This window comes from Sphingobacterium hotanense (assembly GCF_008274825.1).
In the GTDB taxonomy this organism is placed as follows: domain Bacteria; phylum Bacteroidota; class Bacteroidia; order Sphingobacteriales; family Sphingobacteriaceae; genus Sphingobacterium; species Sphingobacterium hotanense.
In genome coordinates this window covers 2,205,936-2,226,790 of the sequence record NZ_CP030848.1, presented here as the reverse complement: position 1 = coordinate 2,226,790, position 20,855 = coordinate 2,205,936, and the positions used below count along the sequence as shown (strand labels likewise).

General features: G+C 42.0%; 18 protein-coding genes. 11 read left to right on the top strand and 7 right to left on the bottom strand.

Features of this window, described 5'->3' with window-relative positions; genetic code table 11:
* Positions 1-457 precede the first annotated feature (457 nt).
* The gene (gene metA, locus DSM08_RS09270) at positions 458-1,402 is read right to left on the bottom strand and encodes a homoserine O-acetyltransferase MetA (protein WP_149525886.1); all 945 of its coding nucleotides are present in this window, start codon (positions 1,400-1,402) and stop codon (positions 458-460) included.
* Between the two features lie 176 nt (positions 1,403-1,578).
* Between metA and gdhA the strand changes: the two genes are divergently transcribed.
* Positions 1,579-2,913 carry an NADP-specific glutamate dehydrogenase gene (gene gdhA / locus DSM08_RS09265; RefSeq protein WP_149525885.1) on the top strand — a complete coding sequence of 445 codons (1,335 nt, stop codon included), beginning with the start codon at positions 1,579-1,581 and terminating at the stop codon, positions 2,911-2,913.
* An 80-nt stretch (positions 2,914-2,993) separates the two neighbouring features.
* A complete protein-coding gene (locus tag DSM08_RS09260) occupies positions 2,994-3,236 on the top strand; it encodes a hypothetical protein (RefSeq protein ID WP_149525884.1) in 243 nt (80 codons plus the stop codon).
* A 192-nt stretch (positions 3,237-3,428) separates the two neighbouring features.
* Here the strand turns inward: DSM08_RS09260 and DSM08_RS09255 are convergent, their stop codons facing one another.
* Together DSM08_RS09255 and DSM08_RS09250 are read right to left on the bottom strand one after the other, a co-directional pair.
* Complete coding sequence (locus tag DSM08_RS09255) at positions 3,429-4,112, bottom strand: SIR2 family NAD-dependent protein deacylase (RefSeq protein ID WP_149525883.1); 684 nt, start codon at positions 4,110-4,112, stop codon at positions 3,429-3,431.
* 155 nt (positions 4,113-4,267) lie between these two features.
* Positions 4,268-4,561 (bottom strand): YgaP family membrane protein, encoded by a 294-nt coding sequence (locus DSM08_RS09250; RefSeq protein WP_149525882.1) that lies wholly within the window; start codon positions 4,559-4,561, stop codon positions 4,268-4,270.
* A gap of 122 nt (positions 4,562-4,683) precedes the next feature.
* Between DSM08_RS09250 and DSM08_RS09245 the strand changes: the two genes are divergently transcribed.
* The 8 genes from DSM08_RS09245 to DSM08_RS09210 all read left to right on the top strand — a co-directional run bounded on the left by DSM08_RS09245 (position 4,684) and on the right by DSM08_RS09210 (position 15,283).
* Positions 4,684-5,526, top strand: a complete 843-nt coding sequence (locus DSM08_RS09245; protein WP_149525881.1) for an ATP cone domain-containing protein — start codon at positions 4,684-4,686, stop codon at positions 5,524-5,526.
* Positions 5,519-6,253, top strand: a complete 735-nt coding sequence (locus DSM08_RS09240) for an LOG family protein (RefSeq protein ID WP_149525880.1) — start codon at positions 5,519-5,521, stop codon at positions 6,251-6,253. Before DSM08_RS09245 ends, DSM08_RS09240 begins: the two co-directional genes overlap by 8 nt.
* 191 nt (positions 6,254-6,444) lie before the next feature.
* On the top strand, positions 6,445-7,251 hold the full coding sequence (ispE, locus tag DSM08_RS09235) for a 4-(cytidine 5'-diphospho)-2-C-methyl-D-erythritol kinase (protein WP_149525879.1): 807 nt from the start codon (positions 6,445-6,447) through the stop codon (positions 7,249-7,251).
* Positions 7,252-7,452: 201 nt separating this feature from the next.
* Entirely contained in the window at positions 7,453-10,302 is a 2,850-nt protein-coding gene (locus tag DSM08_RS09230) for a triple tyrosine motif-containing protein (protein WP_246172549.1), read from the top strand.
* Positions 10,303-10,611: 309 nt separating this feature from the next.
* Positions 10,612-11,985 carry a glucoamylase family protein gene (locus DSM08_RS09225; RefSeq protein WP_246172548.1) on the top strand — a complete coding sequence of 458 codons (1,374 nt, stop codon included), beginning with the start codon at positions 10,612-10,614 and terminating at the stop codon, positions 11,983-11,985.
* A 7-nt stretch (positions 11,986-11,992) separates the two neighbouring features.
* A complete protein-coding gene (bglX, locus tag DSM08_RS09220) occupies positions 11,993-14,272 on the top strand; it encodes a beta-glucosidase BglX (RefSeq protein ID WP_149525877.1) in 2,280 nt (759 codons plus the stop codon).
* Positions 14,273-14,303: 31 nt separating this feature from the next.
* On the top strand, positions 14,304-14,645 hold the full coding sequence (locus DSM08_RS09215) for a hypothetical protein (protein ID WP_149525876.1): 342 nt from the start codon (positions 14,304-14,306) through the stop codon (positions 14,643-14,645).
* A 2-nt stretch (positions 14,646-14,647) separates the two neighbouring features.
* Positions 14,648-15,283, top strand: a complete 636-nt coding sequence (locus DSM08_RS09210) for a DinB family protein (protein WP_149525875.1) — start codon at positions 14,648-14,650, stop codon at positions 15,281-15,283.
* Here the strand turns inward: DSM08_RS09210 and pdeM are convergent.
* Positions 15,182-15,829 carry a ligase-associated DNA damage response endonuclease PdeM gene (gene pdeM / locus DSM08_RS09205; RefSeq protein WP_149525874.1) on the bottom strand — a complete coding sequence of 216 codons (648 nt, stop codon included), beginning with the start codon at positions 15,827-15,829 and terminating at the stop codon, positions 15,182-15,184. The genes DSM08_RS09210 and pdeM overlap by 102 nt on opposite strands.
* Positions 15,822-18,263, bottom strand: a complete 2,442-nt coding sequence (locus DSM08_RS09200) for a ligase-associated DNA damage response DEXH box helicase (RefSeq protein WP_149525873.1) — start codon at positions 18,261-18,263, stop codon at positions 15,822-15,824. The genes pdeM and DSM08_RS09200 overlap by 8 nt, the downstream gene beginning before the upstream one ends.
* Positions 18,264-18,355: 92 nt before the next feature.
* On the opposite strand from DSM08_RS09200, the gene DSM08_RS09195 reads away from it, so the two are divergent.
* On the top strand, positions 18,356-18,916 hold the full coding sequence (locus DSM08_RS09195) for an NADPH-dependent FMN reductase (protein WP_149525872.1): 561 nt from the start codon (positions 18,356-18,358) through the stop codon (positions 18,914-18,916).
* A 2-nt stretch (positions 18,917-18,918) separates the two neighbouring features.
* On the opposite strand, the gene DSM08_RS09190 is transcribed toward DSM08_RS09195, so the two are convergent.
* Positions 18,919-19,557, bottom strand: a complete 639-nt coding sequence (locus tag DSM08_RS09190) for a carbohydrate-binding family 9-like protein (protein WP_149525871.1) — start codon at positions 19,555-19,557, stop codon at positions 18,919-18,921.
* A gap of 1 nt (position 19,558) precedes the next feature.
* Positions 19,559-20,689, bottom strand: coding sequence for a phosphotransferase enzyme family protein (locus tag DSM08_RS09185; protein ID WP_149525870.1), 1,131 nt, complete (start codon positions 20,687-20,689; stop codon positions 19,559-19,561).
* Positions 20,690-20,855: the final 166 nt, after the last annotated feature.

Sequence of the window (20,855 nt, the reverse complement as noted above, 5' to 3'; positions counted from 1 at the left end):
GAAAGGATGGAACGATTTACAGTCTCTCCTGGTCATCTCAAAATCCTTCCTTTCTTGGTTCAAAACAGTACAATCAATTAAACCAAAGGATAATACAGCATCTGCTCACTAGCCAATCACTCCCACTTCACTCCCATTTCACTCCCCTATCATAACCCTTTCGAAGCGGCTTTGATTGGGTTATGAAAAGGCTTTGAAAGGGTTATATAATGGTTTTAAGTCAATGTAGAGTTGAAGTTGCATAATGCTAGTGTCCCCCGATCCTGATCATCCTCACATCCTTCCGTTCCCGGTTCAAAACAAACTACTCCAAAACAAGAAAGCTAGCATACATAGAAACATTCCACAATAAAAAAGGCGCCCAATCGGCGCCAATACTCTAATATCTAATGTCTTATATCTAAAATCTAATCCCAATCATAGGTCTAAATACTAACTACTAAATACTAACTACTACTTACCCATTAATCTTAATATCCCCAAGTTCAGGAACTTGTTTCAGATCGTATGGCGTTTCTTGGTATACATAATAGTTCAGCCAGTTGTTGAACAATAAGTTAGCATGTCCTGCCCAGCGTACTACGGGACCAAGCTCCGGTTTGTCGTCTTGGTAGTAATTTACAGGGACGTCAATCTCAAGTCCTTTTTCGATATCACGTGTGTACTCTTCATGCAACGTTAATGGTGCGTATTCAGAGTGCCCTGTTAAATACAATTCCCGGCCACCACGGGTCGAGAGAATTGCTAATCCGGCTTCTTTCGAAGCAGATAATACGGTTATGTCTTTTTTCGCTTCCACGTCTTCAGCGAGAATGGTCGTGTGGCGACTGTGTGGAATATAAAATTCATCATCAAAACCACGGAACAGCGGGTCTTTCTTGTCCCAAGCCGTATGTTTGAACACTCCGAATAGTTTGCTATCCAGAGGTTTCTTTTCTACCCCATAAAAATGGTAAAGTGCAGCCTGAGAAGCCCAACAGATATATAAGGTAGAGAAAACATGTTTCCTTGCCCAGTCGAAGATTTTGGTTACTTCCGGCCAGTAGGTCACTTGTTCAAAAGGCATCATCTCTACCGGTGCGCCGGTGATGATCATACCATCGTAGGTATTCTCTTTAATATCTTCAAAGTTCTTGTAGAACAGCTCCAGATGCTCTTCAGGCGTATTCTTAGGATTATGAGTTGCGAGGCGCAAGAAATCCAACTCCACCTGTAAAGGGTTATTCGACAACAGGCGGATAAAATCAGTTTCTGTAGAAATCTTTAGAGGCATTAAGTTCAGCACAAGCAATTTCATCGGTCGGATGTCCTGAGTATCCGCACGTAAATCACTCATCACAAAGATGTTCTCCTTTTTAAGGAGTTCTATCGCAGGTAAATTATCTGGTATCTTAACTGGCATAAAAATTCTCTTCTTTTCAATCTAAGTTGACAAATGTACAAATTGAAAAACTAAATTCTCAATTAGGAATGAGATTTTGACGCACGTAAAACATGAAAACAATTTTTGTATAAAATTGGCTTTTAATATTAATTTTCGCTAATATTGCGATACATTAAATAAAATATCACTAATAAATGTCCCTAAACCTTAAGAATTTTATCAAGAACGTCGAGCTTCGTAATCCGAACGAGCCAGAATTCCTACAGGCGGTAACCGAGGTAATTGAAGATTTGATCCCTTACATTAATGAGCATAGACCTGACTTTGCGGATCTTCGGATCCTAGAGCGTATGGTTGAACCCGAGCGCGCACTCTCTTTTCGTGTTGCTTGGATGGATGACAAGAATCAAATCCAAATCAATAGAGGCTATCGCGTGCAGATGAATTCGGCAATTGGTCCTTATAAAGGCGGTTTGCGCTTTGCGCCGGATGTAAACTTGAGCATCTTAAAATTCTTAGCATTTGAACAGGTATTTAAAAACAGCTTGACCAGCCTACCAATCGGTGGTGGTAAAGGCGGATCGGACTTCGACCCGAAAGGCAAGTCGGACAATGAAATCATGCGCTTTTGCCAAAGCTTTATGACCGAGCTATACCGTCATATCGGTGCCGAAACGGATGTTCCTGCGGGCGATATCGGTGTTGGATCGAGAGAGATCGGTTATTTATTCGGACAATATAAGCGTATTCAAAATAACTTTACAGGCGTTTTGACCGGCAAGGGCCCACAATGGGGCGGTTCTTACATCCGTCCGGAAGCAACGGGCTATGGCCTACTCTACTTCGTTCAATGTGTATTAGACTATAATAACGAATCGATCGAAGGAAAAGTGATTTCGATCTCGGGTGCTGGAAATGTGGCTTACTATGCTGCAGAAAAGGGTATTCAACTTGGTGCAAAGGTTATTACGCTGTCAAATAGCACCGGAACCTTGTACGATAAAGAAGGCTTGACTTTAGAGAAATTAGCTTATATCGCTACGCTTGGACGCGATTTGGCGAAATTCACGAAGAAGTATCCTTCTGCAACCTTCCATGCAAAGGAGAACCCATGGCAGTTTAAATGTGATATTGCATTGCCATGTGCGACACAGAATGAGATCAATGAAGCGGATGCGAAGAAGTTGGTGAAAAATGGCTGTACCATCGTGGCCGAGGGCGCGAATATGCCGTCAACTGCTGGTGCTATCAAGGTCTACGATTCTGCGAAGATTCATTTCGGTCCTGGTAAAGCGGCGAATGCGGGTGGTGTAGCGGTATCCGGATTAGAGATGTCGCAAAATGCAATCGGCCAGCAATGGAACCACGAGAAAGTGGATCATCGCTTAAAATTGATTATGGAAAATATCCATAAAACATGTGTTCGTTACGGCAAGGAGCCTAACGGTTATGTCAATTACCTGAAGGGCGCAAATATCGGTGGCTTTATCAAAGTTGCTGAAGCCATGAAGGCACAAGGAGTGGTTTAAACCTAATTTATTTATATCTATATTTGTAAGGTTCCGGCATTCGTCGGAACTTTTTTATTTGTGACTTAATTCTATTTAGCATGCGCGTATTAGCCGAATTACCACATCCAGATTGTAAGATTACGATCTTCGGGATGAACCAGAAGTTTATCGTCAAGTTTGAACAAGGGACGTTAGAACAATCTTATAAGTTAGCAGAAGCTGATGTAGTCGGTGGTGTTAATGGGGTGTTTGAGATGCTCGATGAAGAGTTTATTCAGCAGGTTATTGGGTTATTTGCTGAGATGAGGAAGGCGATAATCGGGACATACAATAAATATTAATAAACCATTTATTTAAAATACGTAACAAGCTGATAAATAGTTGTTTAAAATCTTAAAACCTCTAATACAGAATTATATTCCGTGTTAGAGGTTTTTTTTTTGATTTCAAGCTTTGCTTTAATATAAACAAAAGATTAAACAAAAATGACATTATAACTTGTTTTACAATAACTTATGTAATGGAACAAAATATTATTTGCCAATGATTTCCGCCAAATAAACAACACCTTTACTCGCTGACTCCGCAATTTTATGAACGTTCGCAGGAATGGCCACCTGCTTCGCATTTGGGTCGATCAGTATGATTTGACAACCGGGTTTACAATCGAATAATAAGTTGGCTGCCGGGTAAACCTGCAAGGACGTTCCTATGATAATGAACACATCGGCATCACGAACCAGACGAGACGCTTCTACCATATTGGGTACCGCCTCGCCGAACCATACCACATGTGGCCGCAATGTCGAGCCGAGTTCGCAAGTCGCATCCATCGCAATCTCATCGCCTTCGATATCGTAAACCAAATTGGGGTTCTTGGAGGATTGTGATTTTCTGATCTGTCCGTGCAGATGTAAAACCTTGCTGCTACCAGCGCGCTCATGCAGATCATCGATATTTTGTGTGATAATCTGTACATCAAAATCCTTTTCCATATTCGCTAAATAGCGATGCGCGGCGTTAGGTTCTACACGGATACAATCCTTTCGGCGCATATTATAAAACCGTTGCACCAACTCAGGATTGCGCTGCCAAGCCTCTGGTGTGGCGACTTCTTCAATTCTATAACCTTCCCACAGTCCGTCCGCACCTCGAAAAGTAGGCAGTCCGCTTTCTACAGAAATACCAGCGCCGGTAAAAACTACTATCTTCTTCATAAATATGTATGAGGGTTTAAAATCCTTGGTTGTTTCCGCTGAAACACCAAGAGAAATGAATTTCTTGTTGACCTTTGAATTCAAGCACTATAAGCAAAAATAAGAAAAGGCATCTAACAAATTAGATGCCTTGACTTGGTTGTAATTAAATCGTTCTATTTTACGAAATAGCGATGTTCAATAACGGTTGCCTCAGGTTCTTTCGACTCCACCGAGTCTTTGATTGGGCAATATCCTGTAACACCACGATAAATCAGCGCACCGCCGAGAGTAATTCCAGAAAATGCTGTCATCGGATGTTTTACAATAGATTTAATTCCTCTTCCTAACAAGAATCCGCCCGCGACTACAGATAATATACGTTCCGATGTCCCTACATTCCCATCATGACAACTCGCATCGAGTTTGTTCTTTAGTGCATCAAAGGCATAGTTTAATATTCCGCTCATGTTGTTCAAATTTATAATCCTATCTATAAAACGAATAAATTCGATTTTTGTTTCTGATTAGGTATAAATTTTGATTGCCTTCGCTATTATTCGTATTTTCATCCACATTTAAACTATTAACTATGCTGGTAAAGAAGTATTCGGGCGAACTTGTTCCCTTTGATGAATCAAGCTTAAGACGATCCTTGATGCGCTCAGGCGCCTCGGACGGGGAAGTTCAAATGGTATATGCGTCCATCAAAAATAAGTTATACGATGGCATCAGCACCCGAGAGCTTTATGAAATGGCTTTCGACGCGTTAAAATCAAAGAAAAACTCCTATGCTGCTCGCTATAGTTTAAAGCGTGCGCTTCGCGAGTTGGGACCTGAAGGCTTCTATTTTGAGAAATGGGTAGCTCGCTTATTTCAGGAAGACGGTTATGAGGCCATAACCGGACAGACAGTGCAAGGTCATGCCGTAACGCATGAAATTGATGTTGTCGCTGCTAAGGGCGATGTGATGCTCGCTGTGGAATGTAAATTTCGTAATGATGAGGATGCCAAGATTTCCGTAACCACGCCGATGTACTTTAAATCTAGAGTGACGGATGTGACAGGTATAGAATATCCATTTTTTAATGCGCATCGTCAGTTCACGGATGGCTGGTTAGTCACGAATGCATACCTCACGACAGACTCGATAAAGTTTGGAGAATATTATAAAATGAATTTGTTGTCCTGGGATTACCCGAACGGACAAAGCATAAAAGCGCGTGTAGACAATACTGGTGAATACCCGATTACTTGCTTAACTAACTTAACTACACAGGATAAGGCGATGTTATTAAAGAATCAATGCATCTGCGTAAAGGATCTTTTAAAGGATCCGAAAATATTAAGCCATATCCAGATTCCGGCCGACAAGCAAAAACATATTATGCAGGAGGCAGAGGAATTAATCAATAGTCCGATAGAACATGAGTAATAAATTTGTAAGGGAAGAGATCAGTTTCCTGAAAGGCGCCAGAGGGCGTTGGAACGAACTTAAATATGTAATCGGTGTATTCTTTCAATTCATGAAAGGGTTTAGAACCCTGCACTTTGTTGGCCCCTGCGTGACGGTTTTTGGATCTGCACGATTTGGTGAAGACCATGTTTACTACAAACAAGCGCGCAGCGTTTCAGGCAAGCTTGCTGAACAGGGCTTTACAATTATGACAGGCGGAGGCCCCGGTATTATGGAGGCCGCAAACCGCGGTGCGAAAGATGTTGGCGGTGCTTCGGTGGGTTGTAATATTGTATTGCCGCATGAGCAAATGCATAACCCATACATGGATAAATTCGTTAATATCGAGTACTTCTTTGTGCGCAAAGAACTGCTGCGTAAATATTCCTTCGCTTTTATCATTATGCCCGGAGGATTCGGTACGCTAGATGAATTTTTCGAAACCCTCACCTTGATACAGACGAAGAAATTATCGCAGTTCCCCATTGTTGTGATGGGTCTAGAATATCATAAAGGCATTATTGATCATGTGAATGAGATGATTGAAGCAAAGACCATTAGTCCGGAAGATCAAGACTTACTGCTATTTACAGATGATATTGACGAAGCAGTCGAACATATAAAACAGTATGCAGACACCAACCGAATCATTAATCTGCAAGAGCAAAAGCCGAATTGGATATTGGGCGAGAAGAAAGCAGTTTAACTAGATTTTAGATGTTAGATATTAGATTTTAGACCCTGATAGGTAGGATAATTGGGGTTGAGCTCTTGAGGATGTGGTTGGAAGAGATTCGGGAGTATTCGGATTGATTTCTTGAGGATGTGGTTGGAAGAGGAATTGGGTAATTGCTCTATAATAAATACAATTTTGAATAAAAACATTCGATTAATACCATGCTAAAGTTTGCGAACGCGAAAATAAATATAGGCTTACATATCACGGAGCGTCGTTCGGATGGCTATCATAATTTGGAGACTATTTTTTATCCGGTTAAAATATATGATGCTGTGGAGACGCAGCTTTCTGATAAATTAGAGCTTGAGATTCACGGGGCAGATTTGAAGGCTGATGACGATAACCTTTGTTTGAAGGCGTATCGCTTATTGGCGGCTGATTACGATCTTCCGCCTCTGAAAATACATTTGCTGAAGCGTATCCCCATCGGGGCGGGCTTGGGCGGGGGTTCTTCCGACGCGAGTGCAACCCTGCAATTACTAAATGAGCAATTTGAATTAGGCATTTCTGATAGAGAATTAGAACAGTATGCTGCGCAATTAGGTGCCGACTGCCCTTTCTTTATCCAGAATAAATCCACCTATGCCGAGGATATCGGCACCAAGCTCTCCGAAATTGAATTGGACCTCTCCGACTATTATATAGTGATATTAAAGCCGAATATCCATATCTCCACCGCCGAAGCCTATAAGAACGTCACTCCATTGACTCCACACATAGATTTAAGACGCGCGGTGCAATTACCGATACAAGAGTGGAAACTTCATATTAAGAATGACTTTGAGGCCGGCCTGTTCGAATTGTATCCGCAAATCGGAGAAATTAAACGAAGATTCTATGAACTTGGCGCTGTCTACTCTTCCATGACAGGCTCAGGTTCCGCTGTATTCGGCATCTTCGAACAAGAAACAGACGTTTCCGAAATGACTAGCTTAGGAAAAATATTCCTTCCAATGGATCTATAAAGAAATATATAGGGGCAAAAATACAAATGCCCCTATCTATTTTCATTGCACTACAGATAACCTTTCACTACCTCAACTCCTTCTCCTATCTCACAAATAACATCGAATCTCCATCTAAGCAATTGTAGAAATATTCGACGCTCCGCTCTAATGTCTAATATCTCACATCTAACATCTAAATAGTATATTTGTCTTATGCCCTTGAGGACTTTAATATTCTTTATTGCTTCTATTTTTACTATCGCTTTCGCTTTTGGACAAAATATTCCAAGGGTCGGATCGCCGTATGTAAAGCAGTATAACAAGTCCACCTACCAAGCAGGGAATCAGAACTGGGGTATCGCAGTCAGCAACGAAGGCTTTATTTATGTAGCCAATACGGAAGGTCTTCTAAGTTTTGACGGTCAGGAATGGCGCCTTCACAAAGCAAAAAATCAACGTAGTCTGCGGAGTGTGAACATCGATAAGGAAGGTCGCATTCTGGTTGGTGGGTCTGGAGAATTTGGTGTTTGGGAACGTGGGAAGTTTGGTAAGATGAAGTACCGCAGTCTTTCCCCCTTAGTTAAGGATCAGACTGGATTGAAGAATGACGAGATCTGGCGTATCAACACGGTCGGTAACCGTATCTTCTTCCACAGCTTCTCGAAATGCTACATCTATGAAAATAACGAGATCAAAACATTAACCGCCGATGGCGAGCCTTTTCTCTTTAGTCATCAGGTAAATAATAGGATGTTCTTTGAACAACTTCCTTCGGGCTTATTTGAATTGGTCAATAATAGTTTGGCGCAAGTAAGGGGCGCGGCTGTCCTGCGCGGTATGAATATCCTTAGCATGCTACCCTTCGATAAGGATAAAATATTAATTGCCACTTCTAACCATGGCCTCTTTATCATGGAGAACGATGGAAGTATTTCACCTTGGCAAAACCAAGTGCAACAACAACTTATCCGCTATCAGGTCAACAATGGCGTTAAGTTATATGGAGATCAATTTGCGTTCGGAACCATACAGAATGGCGTGTACATTCTGAATAGCAAGGGTGAACTTGTTCAGCAGATCAATAAAAACAACGGCCTCCAGAACAACACCGTCCTTAGCATGACGGTCGACAAGCAAGCTAACCTGTGGGTGGGTTTGGATAATGGTGTAGACCGTATTGATATCAACAGTCCGCTATATTATTATGCTGATCTAACCGGAAAGATCGGAACAGTCTATGCCGCTATCATCTTTCAGAATAAGGTTTACCTTGGAACTAACCAGGGGCTATTCGTAAGTGATTGGAATGGTGTAAATGATTTCCAGAGTCTGGACTTCAGTATTGTCCCAAACTCGCATGGGCAAGTATGGCAATTGGTCAATATGAACGGACAACTGCTGTGCGGACATAATAACGGGACGTTCTTAGTAGAAGGCAATGCTATGCGGAAGATCTCCTCTGTTACGGGTGCATGGAATTTTACAGCGATTAGCGGCAGCAATCGTTGGTTGCAGGGAAATTATACCGGAATCGGACTGATGCAAGGCGGCCCAGCTCCTAGCTTTATCAAACAGTTCCAACAAATTAAAGTACCCATCCGCAGTATCCTTCAACGTAGCGATTCCGAATTCTGGGCGACAAATCAGCAGAATGTTTACAGCATGAAGCTCAATTTAGGTAAGGATGATGCGCAATCTATAAATGCTGTAAAAGCCGATCTACCGAGCAATACCCAGCTGCATGGCGTCTATAACCTGGCAAACAATATCGTCTTTGCTACCGACTCTGGCTTCTATCAATATGACAACATCCTGGGCTCCTTTAAACCATATGTTGAACTGAATGAACAGTTGAAATCCTTTCATACGGCCAATAAGATTATCCCTATAAAACAAAACGAATATTGGTTTGTAAAGAAGTCGCATATAGCTAAAGTAGAACTCTTACCTGAAGGAAAAGTTAAGATAGATTCATCGTCGTGGAATTCCCTTCGCGGTAAGATGATGAACGACTACGAACAGATATTTAATTTGGATGACCAGACATCCATCATCGGGATGGACAATGGATTTGCGATATATTTTAATGAGCTGAGTGCAAAAGCTAATCTTCCAAAGCCATACATTACACAAGTTTGGAACACGAGCAATGGGACTCCCCCTCTTTATGATGATTTGTCGATTGCCTATGGCGAGAACAACTTACGCTTTGCCTATGCGAGTCCTTGGTATTCTTCGTCGAATCTAAAATATTCGTATTGGCTGGAAGGATATACAGATAATTGGTCCGATTGGGAGGAAGTAGCTTTTAAGGATTTTACTAATCTTCCCGATGGCAACTACATTTTTCACGTCCGATCGATGGCGCCAAATGGTACACAATCAGAGATTACGAGTTTGGAGATAACCATTCGCCCACCATGGTATAGGCATTGGTTGGCTATCGTTATCTATTTGCTTATTCTTACCGCACTATTCATAATCGGCAAACGCTATTATGAGCAGCATCTGAAGAAAGAGCAGCAAAAACTGAAAGCGAAGATGTTGGCTGATCAAGAAGCACGATTAGCGAAGGAGGCGGAGCTCAATGAACGTAAATTGATGGCGCTGAAGAACGACCAATTAGAGCAGGAATTGGAAATCAAGAACCGTGAGCTCGCTAATGCTGCCATGAATATTGTTTATAAAAACGAGATGCTCAATAACCTACATCATGAGTTGACCAATCTTAATGATTCAAACGGTAACAAATTGAGTTCAGACCAATTACGGAAAGTAAGTAAACTAATTGATGAAGCGCATTCCGACGATCGCGATTGGGATCTATTCGAGAAAAGCTTTAACGAAGCGCATGAGAATTTCTTCAAGAAGCTAAAGTCAGATTATCCGGCGCTGGTTCCGAACGACTTAAAGTTATGTGCTTATCTGCGTTTAAATATGTCAAGTAAGGAGATTGCGTCTCTATTGAACATCAGTACCCGCGGCGTGGAAATTAGACGCTACAGGCTCCGTAAAAAGCTTAACCTCCCAACAGAAAAGAACCTGACAGAGTTTTTATTAGAGCTTTAATTGCATAAATTGTATTCAGAGCAATACATCATCCCCTCACAGCAATCAATGTGTACATGTTACACGTTATAAACTTTTTGTTGTAGACCCATTCGCTAGTAAAGTACAGGTATTCAAATTACTACACCATATCTCAACGGCCGTTGAGCAGGTATTTTGACGTTGTAGTAGTAATGAGCACGGCTAATATTTTCATTTCAAACTAATAGATGACATCTTTGTTTATAGTGAACCTGTAGATAACATTCAGGAATACTAGTTATGAAAATACCTCCTAAACAAGGGAGGGCCAATATCCACGAATAGCATATGACGATAAAAGCACTAACCTTCTCTGGTATCATACTGATGGCACTGAATTTTGAATCTTGCCAAATTAAGAATAACAATAATGATAACGATCGCAATGACATGAAAGATAGTCTCGCGATTGCTAACGACTCTTTGTTGACTAAGATCCAGAGCCAAACTTTCCAATATTTCTGGGAGGGAGCTGAGCCCATTACAGGTCTAGCTCGCGAGCGCATCCATATTGACGGTGAATATCCACAAAACGACCGCAATGTGATCACTATTGGTGGTAGCGGATTTGGATTGATGAGTTTGATTGTAGGGATGGAACGCGGCTTTATCAGCAAGAGCGAAGGGGAAGAACGCCTTCATCGCATCATGGATTATTTGACACGCATCCCACGTTTTCAAGGGGCATGGGCACATTGGTACCATGGCAATGTTGGAGAAGTAAAAGCCTTTAGTGAAAAGGATAATGGTGGCGACATTGTCGAAACGGCATTTCTAGCGCAGGGACTTCTAGTAGTACGGGAGTACTTCAAAGAAGGCACTGAAATACAACGAGAAATTGCCAAGAAAGCCGATAACCTATGGAGAGGAATCAATTGGAAGCATTATACAAACGGTAAGAATGTATTATTCTGGCACTGGAGCCCTGTCCACGAGTTCGGGATGAACCATGCTATTCAAGGTTATGATGAGTGCTTAATAAGTTATGTCTTAGCTGCTTCTTCACCTACCCATGCGATAGACTCTACGGTCTATTATCAAGGATGGGCTAGAAATGGTAAAATCAAATCAGATATCAAGAAGTTTGACATCCCGACAGAAGTTAAGCATAACTCACGTGAGGGCGAAGTGGGTCCATTATTTTGGGCACACTATTCTTTCTTAGGCTTAGACCCAAGAGGATTGTCCGACAAATATGTTTCTTATGAGGATGCCGTAGTGAATCATGCTAAGATCAATATTGCTTATGCCGAAGCCAATCCACAGAACTTTGTTGGTTATGGAGCGGACAAAGCTTGGGGATGGACGGCAAGCTATTCAATCAATGGATATGATGCTCATCATCCGGACAATGATAAATCGGTCGTATCTCCTACTGCGGCACTGGCATCCATGCCATATACGCCCAATGAAAGCATCGCATTTGCAAAATACCTATTCAACAATCTTAATGATAAGGTATGGGGCAAATATGGTTTCTATGATGCTTTCAGCGAAACAAACAATTGGTATCCACAGCGATACTTAGCGATCGATCAAGGCCCCATTGTCGTAATGATCGAAAACTATAGAACCGGCCTTATTTGGGACTTATTTATGAATGCTCCGGAAGTAAGGTTAGGATTAAGAAAATTAGGCTTCAAAAGCCCACACTTAAAGTAATGAATCAATGAATATCCGTAAAGGCATATTATCCTGCAGTTTAATCGCATTTTCATTCCTTGTAAATGCGCAAGATAATAATAAAATGAACCAATTTATCGACGGTCTGCTGTCGAAGATGACTATTGAAGAAAAGATCGGGCAGCTTAATCTAGTAACAGGTGGCGAAGCCACGACAGGTTCTGTTGTTTCAACTGACGTCGAAGGGAAAATCAAAGCCGGTAATATTGGAGGCATATTTTCGATGAGCTCACCTGCTAAGATTCGAAAGGCACAGGAATTAGCCGTGAAAGAGTCTCGATTGGGAATCCCAATTATCTTCGGCATGGATGTTATCCATGGTTATAAAACTGCATTTCCAATACCTCTTGGTCTCGCAGCCACATGGGATATGCCGTTGATTCGCCAAACGGCACGTATCTCTGCTGTAGAGGCAACGGCTGACGGTATCAACTGGACTTTCTCTCCAATGGTCGATATCTCGAGAGATCCGCGTTGGGGAAGAATATCTGAAGGCAGTGGCGAAGATACCTACCTGACTTCCCGCATTGCGAAAGAAATGGTTTTAGGCTATCAGGGCGACGATGTTAGCAAAAACAACACCTTGCTTGCCTGTGTTAAACATTTTGCATTATATGGCGCCGGAGAAGCCGGTAGAGACTATCATAGCACCGACATGAGTCTACATCGGATCTACAATGAATATCTGCCTCCATACAAGGCTGCTCTTGAAGCTGGAGCGATGTCCGTCATGACTTCCTTCAATGATATCAACGGATTACCAGCAACAGCTAACCGTTGGTTGCTGACTGACTTACTTCGCAATGAATGGGGATTTAAAGGTCTTGTAGTGACGGACTATACAGCAGTAAATGAGTTAATCGACCATGGATTAGGCGATTTGCAGCAAGTATCTGCCCTTTCCTTACAAGCAGGTGTAGACATGGATATGGTCGGTGAAGGCTTTTTGACCACGCTGAAAAAGTCGTTAGAGGAAAAGCGAGTTACTGAAGTGGATATTAATCGAGCGGTTCGGTATGTATTGGAAGCGAAGTATAGATTAGGACTGTTTGAAGACCCCTATCGCTATTGCGATGAGCAGCGCGCTAAAAAAGAAATCTCTAAAAAGGAGCACTTAGTCTTTGCGCGTGAAGCGGCTGCAAAGTCTTTTGTCTTGCTAAAGAATGACCAGATTCTGCCATTGAAAAAGACAGGAACCGTTGCAGTAATTGGTCCGCTTGCGAATACAGGAGCAAACATGCCAGGCACATGGAGCGTGAGTGCAGACCATGCTAACACGCAGAGCCTTGTTGAAGGAATGCGTGAAGCATTGGGAAGTAAGGTTAAGATTACGACGCATTTAGGATCTAACCTAACGGATGACAAAGCTCTACAAGAGCGAGCTACCATGTTTGGTCGTACAATCCCTAGAGACGAGCGCGATCCAGAACTCATTATCGCCGAAGCTTTGAAGACTGCAGAAAGCGCAGATGTCATCGTTGCGGCATTGGGTGAAAGCTCGGAGATGTCGGGAGAAAGTTCTAGCCGTACGGATCTTAATATTCCGGCAAGTCAAAGACGACTACTAGAGGCGCTTTTGAATACAGGCAAGCCGGTAGTCTTGGTCCTATTTACCGGTCGCCCATTGACGCTTACTTGGGAGCATGAACATGTTCCAGCGATATTAAACGTATGGTTTGGCGGTACAGAAGCCGGAAAAGCGATAGCGGACGTTTTATTTGGCGATATTAACCCAAGTGGCAAGCTACCTGCGACATTCCCACAGAATGTCGGACAGATCCCTTTGTACTATAGCCATAAAAACACAGGGCGTCCTTTAGCCGAAGGCGCTTGGTTTCAAAAGTTCCGCTCCAACTACTTGGATGTTAGCAACGAGCCCCTATACCCTTTCGGATATGGGTTGAGTTACAGTACATTCGAATATGGCGATATCATTCTCGACAAAAAAGCGATTAAAATGAATGAAACCCTAAAAGTTTCCATAGATCTAAAGAATACCGGCAACTACGATGGAGAAGAAGTTGTGCAGCTTTATATCCGTGATATGGTTGGCAGCATCACACGTCCTGTTAAAGAACTTAAAAACTTCCAAAAAGTCTTTTTGAAAAAAGGCGAATCGAAAAGAATAGATTTCACGATATCGGAAGAAGATCTAAAATTCTACGACCTACAGCTTAAGCATATTGCAGAACCTGGTGCTTTCAAAGTATTTATTGGCGGAAACTCCCGAGACGTTAAGGAAGCGGATTTCGAATTGACAGATTAAAAATATTCACAAGTATGTTTATATTTACCTTATGGTAAAAATGCTCTACTTCGTGGCTTTCTGGCTAACTCAAATCGTTTCCAGTATTATCTTTAAATATGGAGGTATCAATCCGAAATTTCAATGGCCTGCATTGATTATTGGAAACATCATTATTCTTTCAGCAAGCTGGTTTTTAGTACAGCTGTTCAAAAACTTCTCACAGCCTATCGTAATTGCGGTATGTTCCGGAGGAACTTTCTTAACAGTACAGCTGGCGATGGCCTTATGGTTTAAAGAATCGTTGAACTGGATACAGGTATTAGGATGCTTAGTCATTGTGTTCGGGATGGCCATGATTACCTTCGGTGGTAAACAGAGCGTAACTCCTTAACTATGGAAAATCAACAAAACCTAGAAGTCTGGATGCGAGGGCCAATTGAAGGCATCTCCGTAATACTACAACCCGCCGCGCATGCATTACTGCAAGTCAAAGAAGACATCCCCAAGTTATTGAATAGCGAAGATGATCAATACATCTGGATCAAACCCTTTGGTATGGCATCATCTGCCTTTCATGTATTGCATATTATTGGTGTGATTGATCGAATGTTCACCTATGCAGCAGGCAAATCCCTTTCAGAAGAGCAATTCGAGTATTTGGACAAAGAAAATAGTCCGAATCAAGATATCTCGGTGGATGAGATGCTTGATAATCTGAATCATGCTGTGGAGCGAGCGACAAATGATTTAAAAGAGATTGACGATATCACGCTAACCGAAGAACGCTTCATCGGCCGAAAGATGATTCCTACAACACAATTGGGGTTACTATTTCATGCGGCAGAACATGCGCAGCGTCACTATGGCCAACTTCTCGTGACGATAAAAACTGTACGCGGGTTATTTCAACAAGGCTCGATACACTACCTAAGGAAGCTCCAACACAGATTGGTCTACGATGGCATATACCTTAGTCAAGCTTGTCTTAGGAAGAATATGCAAACCGGTAAACTTTCCGAATGCCGGTAAAGTCAGCACTCTATTTTCTAGATGGAAACAAGGGAGCCGAAAGCTCTGTCGACCTGCTAAAAACACCTGGCAGCCCGGGTGTATGTGGCCAACCACATTGATGATATGACTATCAAGACCTAGCAGCGGTTCGTGAGACAATACCAGCCCTTCTTCCAAGAGCAAATGGTCAACGATGCGGAGTGCGGATCTTTCCAAATGCGCATCCTCCAAAATATCATGATTACCTTTGGTCAAAGTGAAGGTAATATGCGGCTTAGCTTTCGTATATATACAGAACTGCTCCCAGTCCGAATTCAATTTGGAATGAAAGAGATCACCTAAGAACACGACCTGCTTGACCTCTAATTCATTAAGTAATATATCTAGCCTACCTAATTCCTCCGTAACATTCGGAGCTGGAACAAAGAAGCCCTCTTTTCTAAAATGCTTCAACTTACCCAAGTGCCAATCCGAAACAACAAGCAACTGATACTTTGCGATATACATGGCTTTTTGCGGCAACAAAAAACAATCCAATCCATTCAACACAAGCTTCTTAGCCATCTATCAACTGCATTTTAATTTTTTCCAATTTGCTTTGCCAATCCTCATTGCTATATCGCTCGCGAAACGACTCGGAGAAAATAGGAAATGCAAAGGGTGTTAGTTTCTCCGGCTTCCGAAAGATTATCCGGTGACTATCAATACGCTCGAATGCTTTAATCATCCTGCCCTCTTCGAGCTGAAAATCAAAGACCTCATCGTAAGATTCACGCAAAAGTAAGTTGTTTGGCTCATATTCTGAAAATACTGAAAAGAAAAGACCCGCATTAGCTTGTAGATGCTTGCTCTTCATCTGTTTTCCGGGGAAACCTTGAAAAACTAATCCTGCAATCCCTGCAATATCCCTAAACCTTCGTCTTGCCATCTCCTGCACATTGATTCCGGAATTGATATCCGCATGCAGTTTATGGGGTGAAAAGATCTGTTTCAATATATCCTCATTGAGCTCGTATGCCGTATCACTCAATAACTCAATCCCATATTCATTCGTAGCGATACTGAATGTTGCCGGACTAATCTGCCCAAGCCTATAAGCGATAACCTGAGCCATTCCTTCATGAACCAGCTTACCATCAAACGGATACAAAAATAAATGAAAGCCATATCTCGTTTCTGTGTATTCCACCAATAGCTCATCTTCTTTCGGGAGACCCGATACGCGCTCCTGTTCCTTGAATAGTGGCTGGAGAAACTTAATCTCCGGAGACTGTCCAGACTTCTTGTGAATACTGCTGAAGCTATGTCGGATTGCAATTCCCAAATCTGGTGATATCGCAAAACGACCACCCATCCAGGAAGGCACGACTCCTTTTTTCTTTTGCGAAGGTTTGACGATCGCATCATTAGCGATTACCTGAATCAATTCCAACTGACGACCAGAAAACCAAAATACATCGCCAACATTCAATTTAGAAATAAACGACTCTTCTATCGATCCCAAGTGTTTCCCCGATAAGAACTTTACGCGCATCATCAAATCCGATACAATAGCTCCAATGGACAGTCGATGTCGCATGGCAAGTTTCCTGGACGTCACTTTGTAAAGACCGTCGACTAATTCCAAACGGTGGAAATCATCGTATGCCTTCAAGCTACTACCGCCATGCAATAGCAAACTCATACATTGATCGAACTCTTCCTGGCTGACCGACTCGAAGCAATGGGTATTTGTGATCTCTTGATAAATCTGCTGAGGGTCAAATCCATCGCCAACTGCTAATGTCATCAAGTATTGGGTCAACACATCAAATGAGCGTATATAGGGGATTCGCTGTTCGACAATCTTTTCTTTTACAGCGAATTTAAGGGAATCTCCTTCAATTATCTCCAACGAGTTTGTTGGAACATAGTAAATAATGGACGTTGCATCCGGACGGTGTCCGGAGCGCCCTGCGCGCTGCAAAAACCTAGCTACCCCTTTGGGCGACCCAATCTGAATTACGCAGTCTACGGGCCTAAAATCAACGCCTAAATCCAAACTACTTGTACATACCACTGCCTTGAGCCTTCCGGCATGCAAAGCCTCTTCCACCCACATACGTACTTCATCGCTCAAAGATCCATGATGAATTGCCAGCAAGCCCGCAAACTCCGGATAATTCGAGATAATCTGCTGATACCAAATCTCAGCTTGCGAACGCGTATTGGTAAAAATAAGCGTGGTTCCGTATTGATTGACAACATCGACCACTTTATCCAACAGCCGAATACCTAAATGCCCCGCCCAAGGGAATTTCTCCAAGCTGTCCGGGAGGATTGTCTGTATATCGATCTTCTTATTGATCTGCGCCTTCACCATTACGCCGCTGTTCGATGCCCCTAATAGAATATCCTTAGCTTGCTCAAGATTCCCAATAGTAGCCGAAATGCCCCAGATCTTTAAATTCGGATTAATGCTCTTCAGTCTGCTCAACGCTAGTTCGATCAACACGCCTCTTTTAGATCCTAGAAGCTCGTGCCATTCATCAACCACGATAAATTCCAGTTGCTTAAAGAAGTCCTGACCCTGTTTCGTCGCTAAGATTAAGTGAACACTCTCAGGTGTAGTAATCAATGCTTTCGGCGGATTCTTTCGTTGTTTCTGCCGAATAGCAGTGCTCGTGTCACCCGTGCGAAGCTCTATTTGATAGTCCAAATCCAGATCCAAAGAAACCCCTTCCGTTACCCGATGTATCTCTTTCGACAAAGCCCGCAATGGAGTAATCCACAACGCATGCAGCCCTCGCTTACGCTGTTTTTCTAATTTTGCCTGATAGGCATCCGAATAATAATGCTGTATAACGCCAAACCAGATGGCAAAGGTCTTACCATATCCGGTAGGGGCATTTAAAATCCCCGAACGATTTGCTGCAATCTCCTTCCAACACTGTTTTTGAAAATCATGAGGTTCCCAACCCTGATTATAAAACCAAACGTCCGCAAGTTCGTTCTTCATAGACCAATTTATTGTTTCAAATTACAAAGAATATCATCCACTATACAACATTTTACTCGATTATTTGTTAGCACAAGTAAAGAGATATTATTATGGAAAAGATACAAGTTGGCTTATTTGTCGGAAGTTTAAGAAAAGAATCATTCAACAAAAAGATCGCAAATCACTTGATTAGCATAGCGCCGGAGGGATATGAATATAAAATCATCGAAATCGGACAGTTGCCATTTTATAATGAAGATTTAGAGGGTGATAAACTGCCGGATAGCTACAAGTCGTTCCGTGCAGAGGTGGAAGCCCTCGACGCTGTGATTTTTGTGACGCCAGAATACAATCGTTCGGTGCCTGCGGTACTGAAAAACGCAATCGACGTCGCATCACGCCCTTACGGAAAAGGCAAATGGGGTAAAAAACCAGGTGCCGTGATCAGTTCATCCATTGGAGCAATCGGTGGATTTGGAGCAAACCATCATCTACGTCAATCCTTAGTCTTTGTCGATATCCCTGCGATGGCGCAGCCTGAAGCTTACATTGGAAATGCTGCTAAACTCTTCGACGAGCAAGGTAAATTGACGAATGAAGACACTGCAAAATTCCTAAAGGACTATGTCGCGGCCTTCAGCGAATGGGTTGAAAAATCCGTAAAGAAATAAGATTATTTGAAAGTTACTTCACCGAAATACTGTGGCAAATGGAAATTCGGCGTCGGGTTATCAATATCGTTCCAAGCTATAAAATGTGGATTTGGTAAAGCATCTCCACATTTGTAGAAATTTGCATATGCCTTTTTGCCTTGTAATTCCTCAGCATTAGCCTTGAAAATATGAAAAGGAATCTGCAGAATTTGCTGCCAACTCTTTTTACCGGCCACTGTTCGAACGGAAGAGTATGCGTTTATCTGAAGAATCTCTTCCGCACTTAATCGATTTCTATTCGATTTGATAGAAGTTCCATAGCCCACGAGCCCCACCCCTAACACATTGAATTCTACGTTATAGTAGGTTTCTCTATTGTCAAAAGACACAAAAAACTCAACACAGCTATCCTCCCAAACATTTTCATTCGGACGGATATATTGACCTTTGACAAACTCCTCCTCAACGGAATAGTGAAGTAGAATATCCTGATCGCTATAGCCAACTTGAAATTGCACTTTCGGAATGTAAGGGAATTCTGATTTCCACGGCGCGGCAGCGATGTCATGCCATGCTAAAGAATTCATATTCTTGGCTAACGACGCGTAATCGCCTGCCGATTCCTGAAAGTCTACTTTCTCAATCTCAAGGGTCTTCATACTAGTTCGAATTTAAGTTCGCTGCTAATATATCAGTTAAAACTTTATGATTTGCTTCTAATTCCTGAACTAATTTCAATTGCGCTTTCGTACGCACTAAATTATGTTCCGGATATCCGATTTTATAGTATGTATCGCCATCTATATAATCCGTTAAAAAACGAACGGCCTGCATGTATGGCAATAAATGAACGCCATGTATCAATGACTCCACTTCAATTTCGCTTAAAAACTCCTTAGCTTCAGACAGGTAACCCGCCGTGAAAGCCTCAAATAACGGAACATTTAACACGATTTTTGAAACATCCGCTTCATCCTCTGCCGCCGAATTGATAATTGTGCGAATGGCATCGCCAAAATCATAAGCCACATAGCCTGGCATCACCGTATCTAGGTCGATAACGCATTGCACCTGATCGTTGCTGTCCAACAAAACATTGTTGAATTTCGTGTCGTTATGCGTGATACGAAGCGGTAATTTATTTGCGCGTCCTAATTCAAGTATCGTACGCATTTTGTCTTCACGCTCGAAGATGTAATCCAATAAGTCTTGAACCTCCGCAACTCGACCTGCACGATCGTTAGCAATCGCTTCGCGAAGGTTGTTCATGCGGAATTCAATATTATGAAAGTTAGGAAGTACTTCAACAATGGTTGTAGGATCCAAATCGCTCAACTGCTTCTGAAATTGGCCAAAAGCCATACCGCCAGAAAACGCTTGATCCGTAGTCTCCAAAATATCATAACTGCGCGTATCTGGAATCAAGATAAACACACGCCAGAAATCACCGTTCTCGTCTTTATAGTAATGCTGTCCATCCCAAGTCGGGATTAAAGTCATGGTACGCTTAGCAACTTCTTCCTGCCCTAAATGCGCAAGTTTCTGTTTCAAATGGAGACATACCTTCTCGATATTATCCATCAATCCATCGACATTGCGAAAAACGTGGTGATTGATGCGTTGAAGTAAGTATTGTTCGTTTATATCGGAATCAGTAACGATCTTGAAGGTATCATTAATATGTCCTGAACCAAAAGGCACCGAGGATACAATATTTCCTTGGATCTTAAATTTTTCTGCTGATAAAATGCTGTTTTCTATAGTATTGGTTGACATTACTTCACTTTTCATTTCATAATTTCTGTGTAAGTGTTCGCAATATCTACATAACTAACCAATATTAAAAATATTTTTTTCAATCAAACGGTTGCACTATTTTATTTGTTAATAACACGTAAATCAGTAATTAACATATCTATATTTATTCTTAACAAATGGCTTTTAAAACGAGATAATG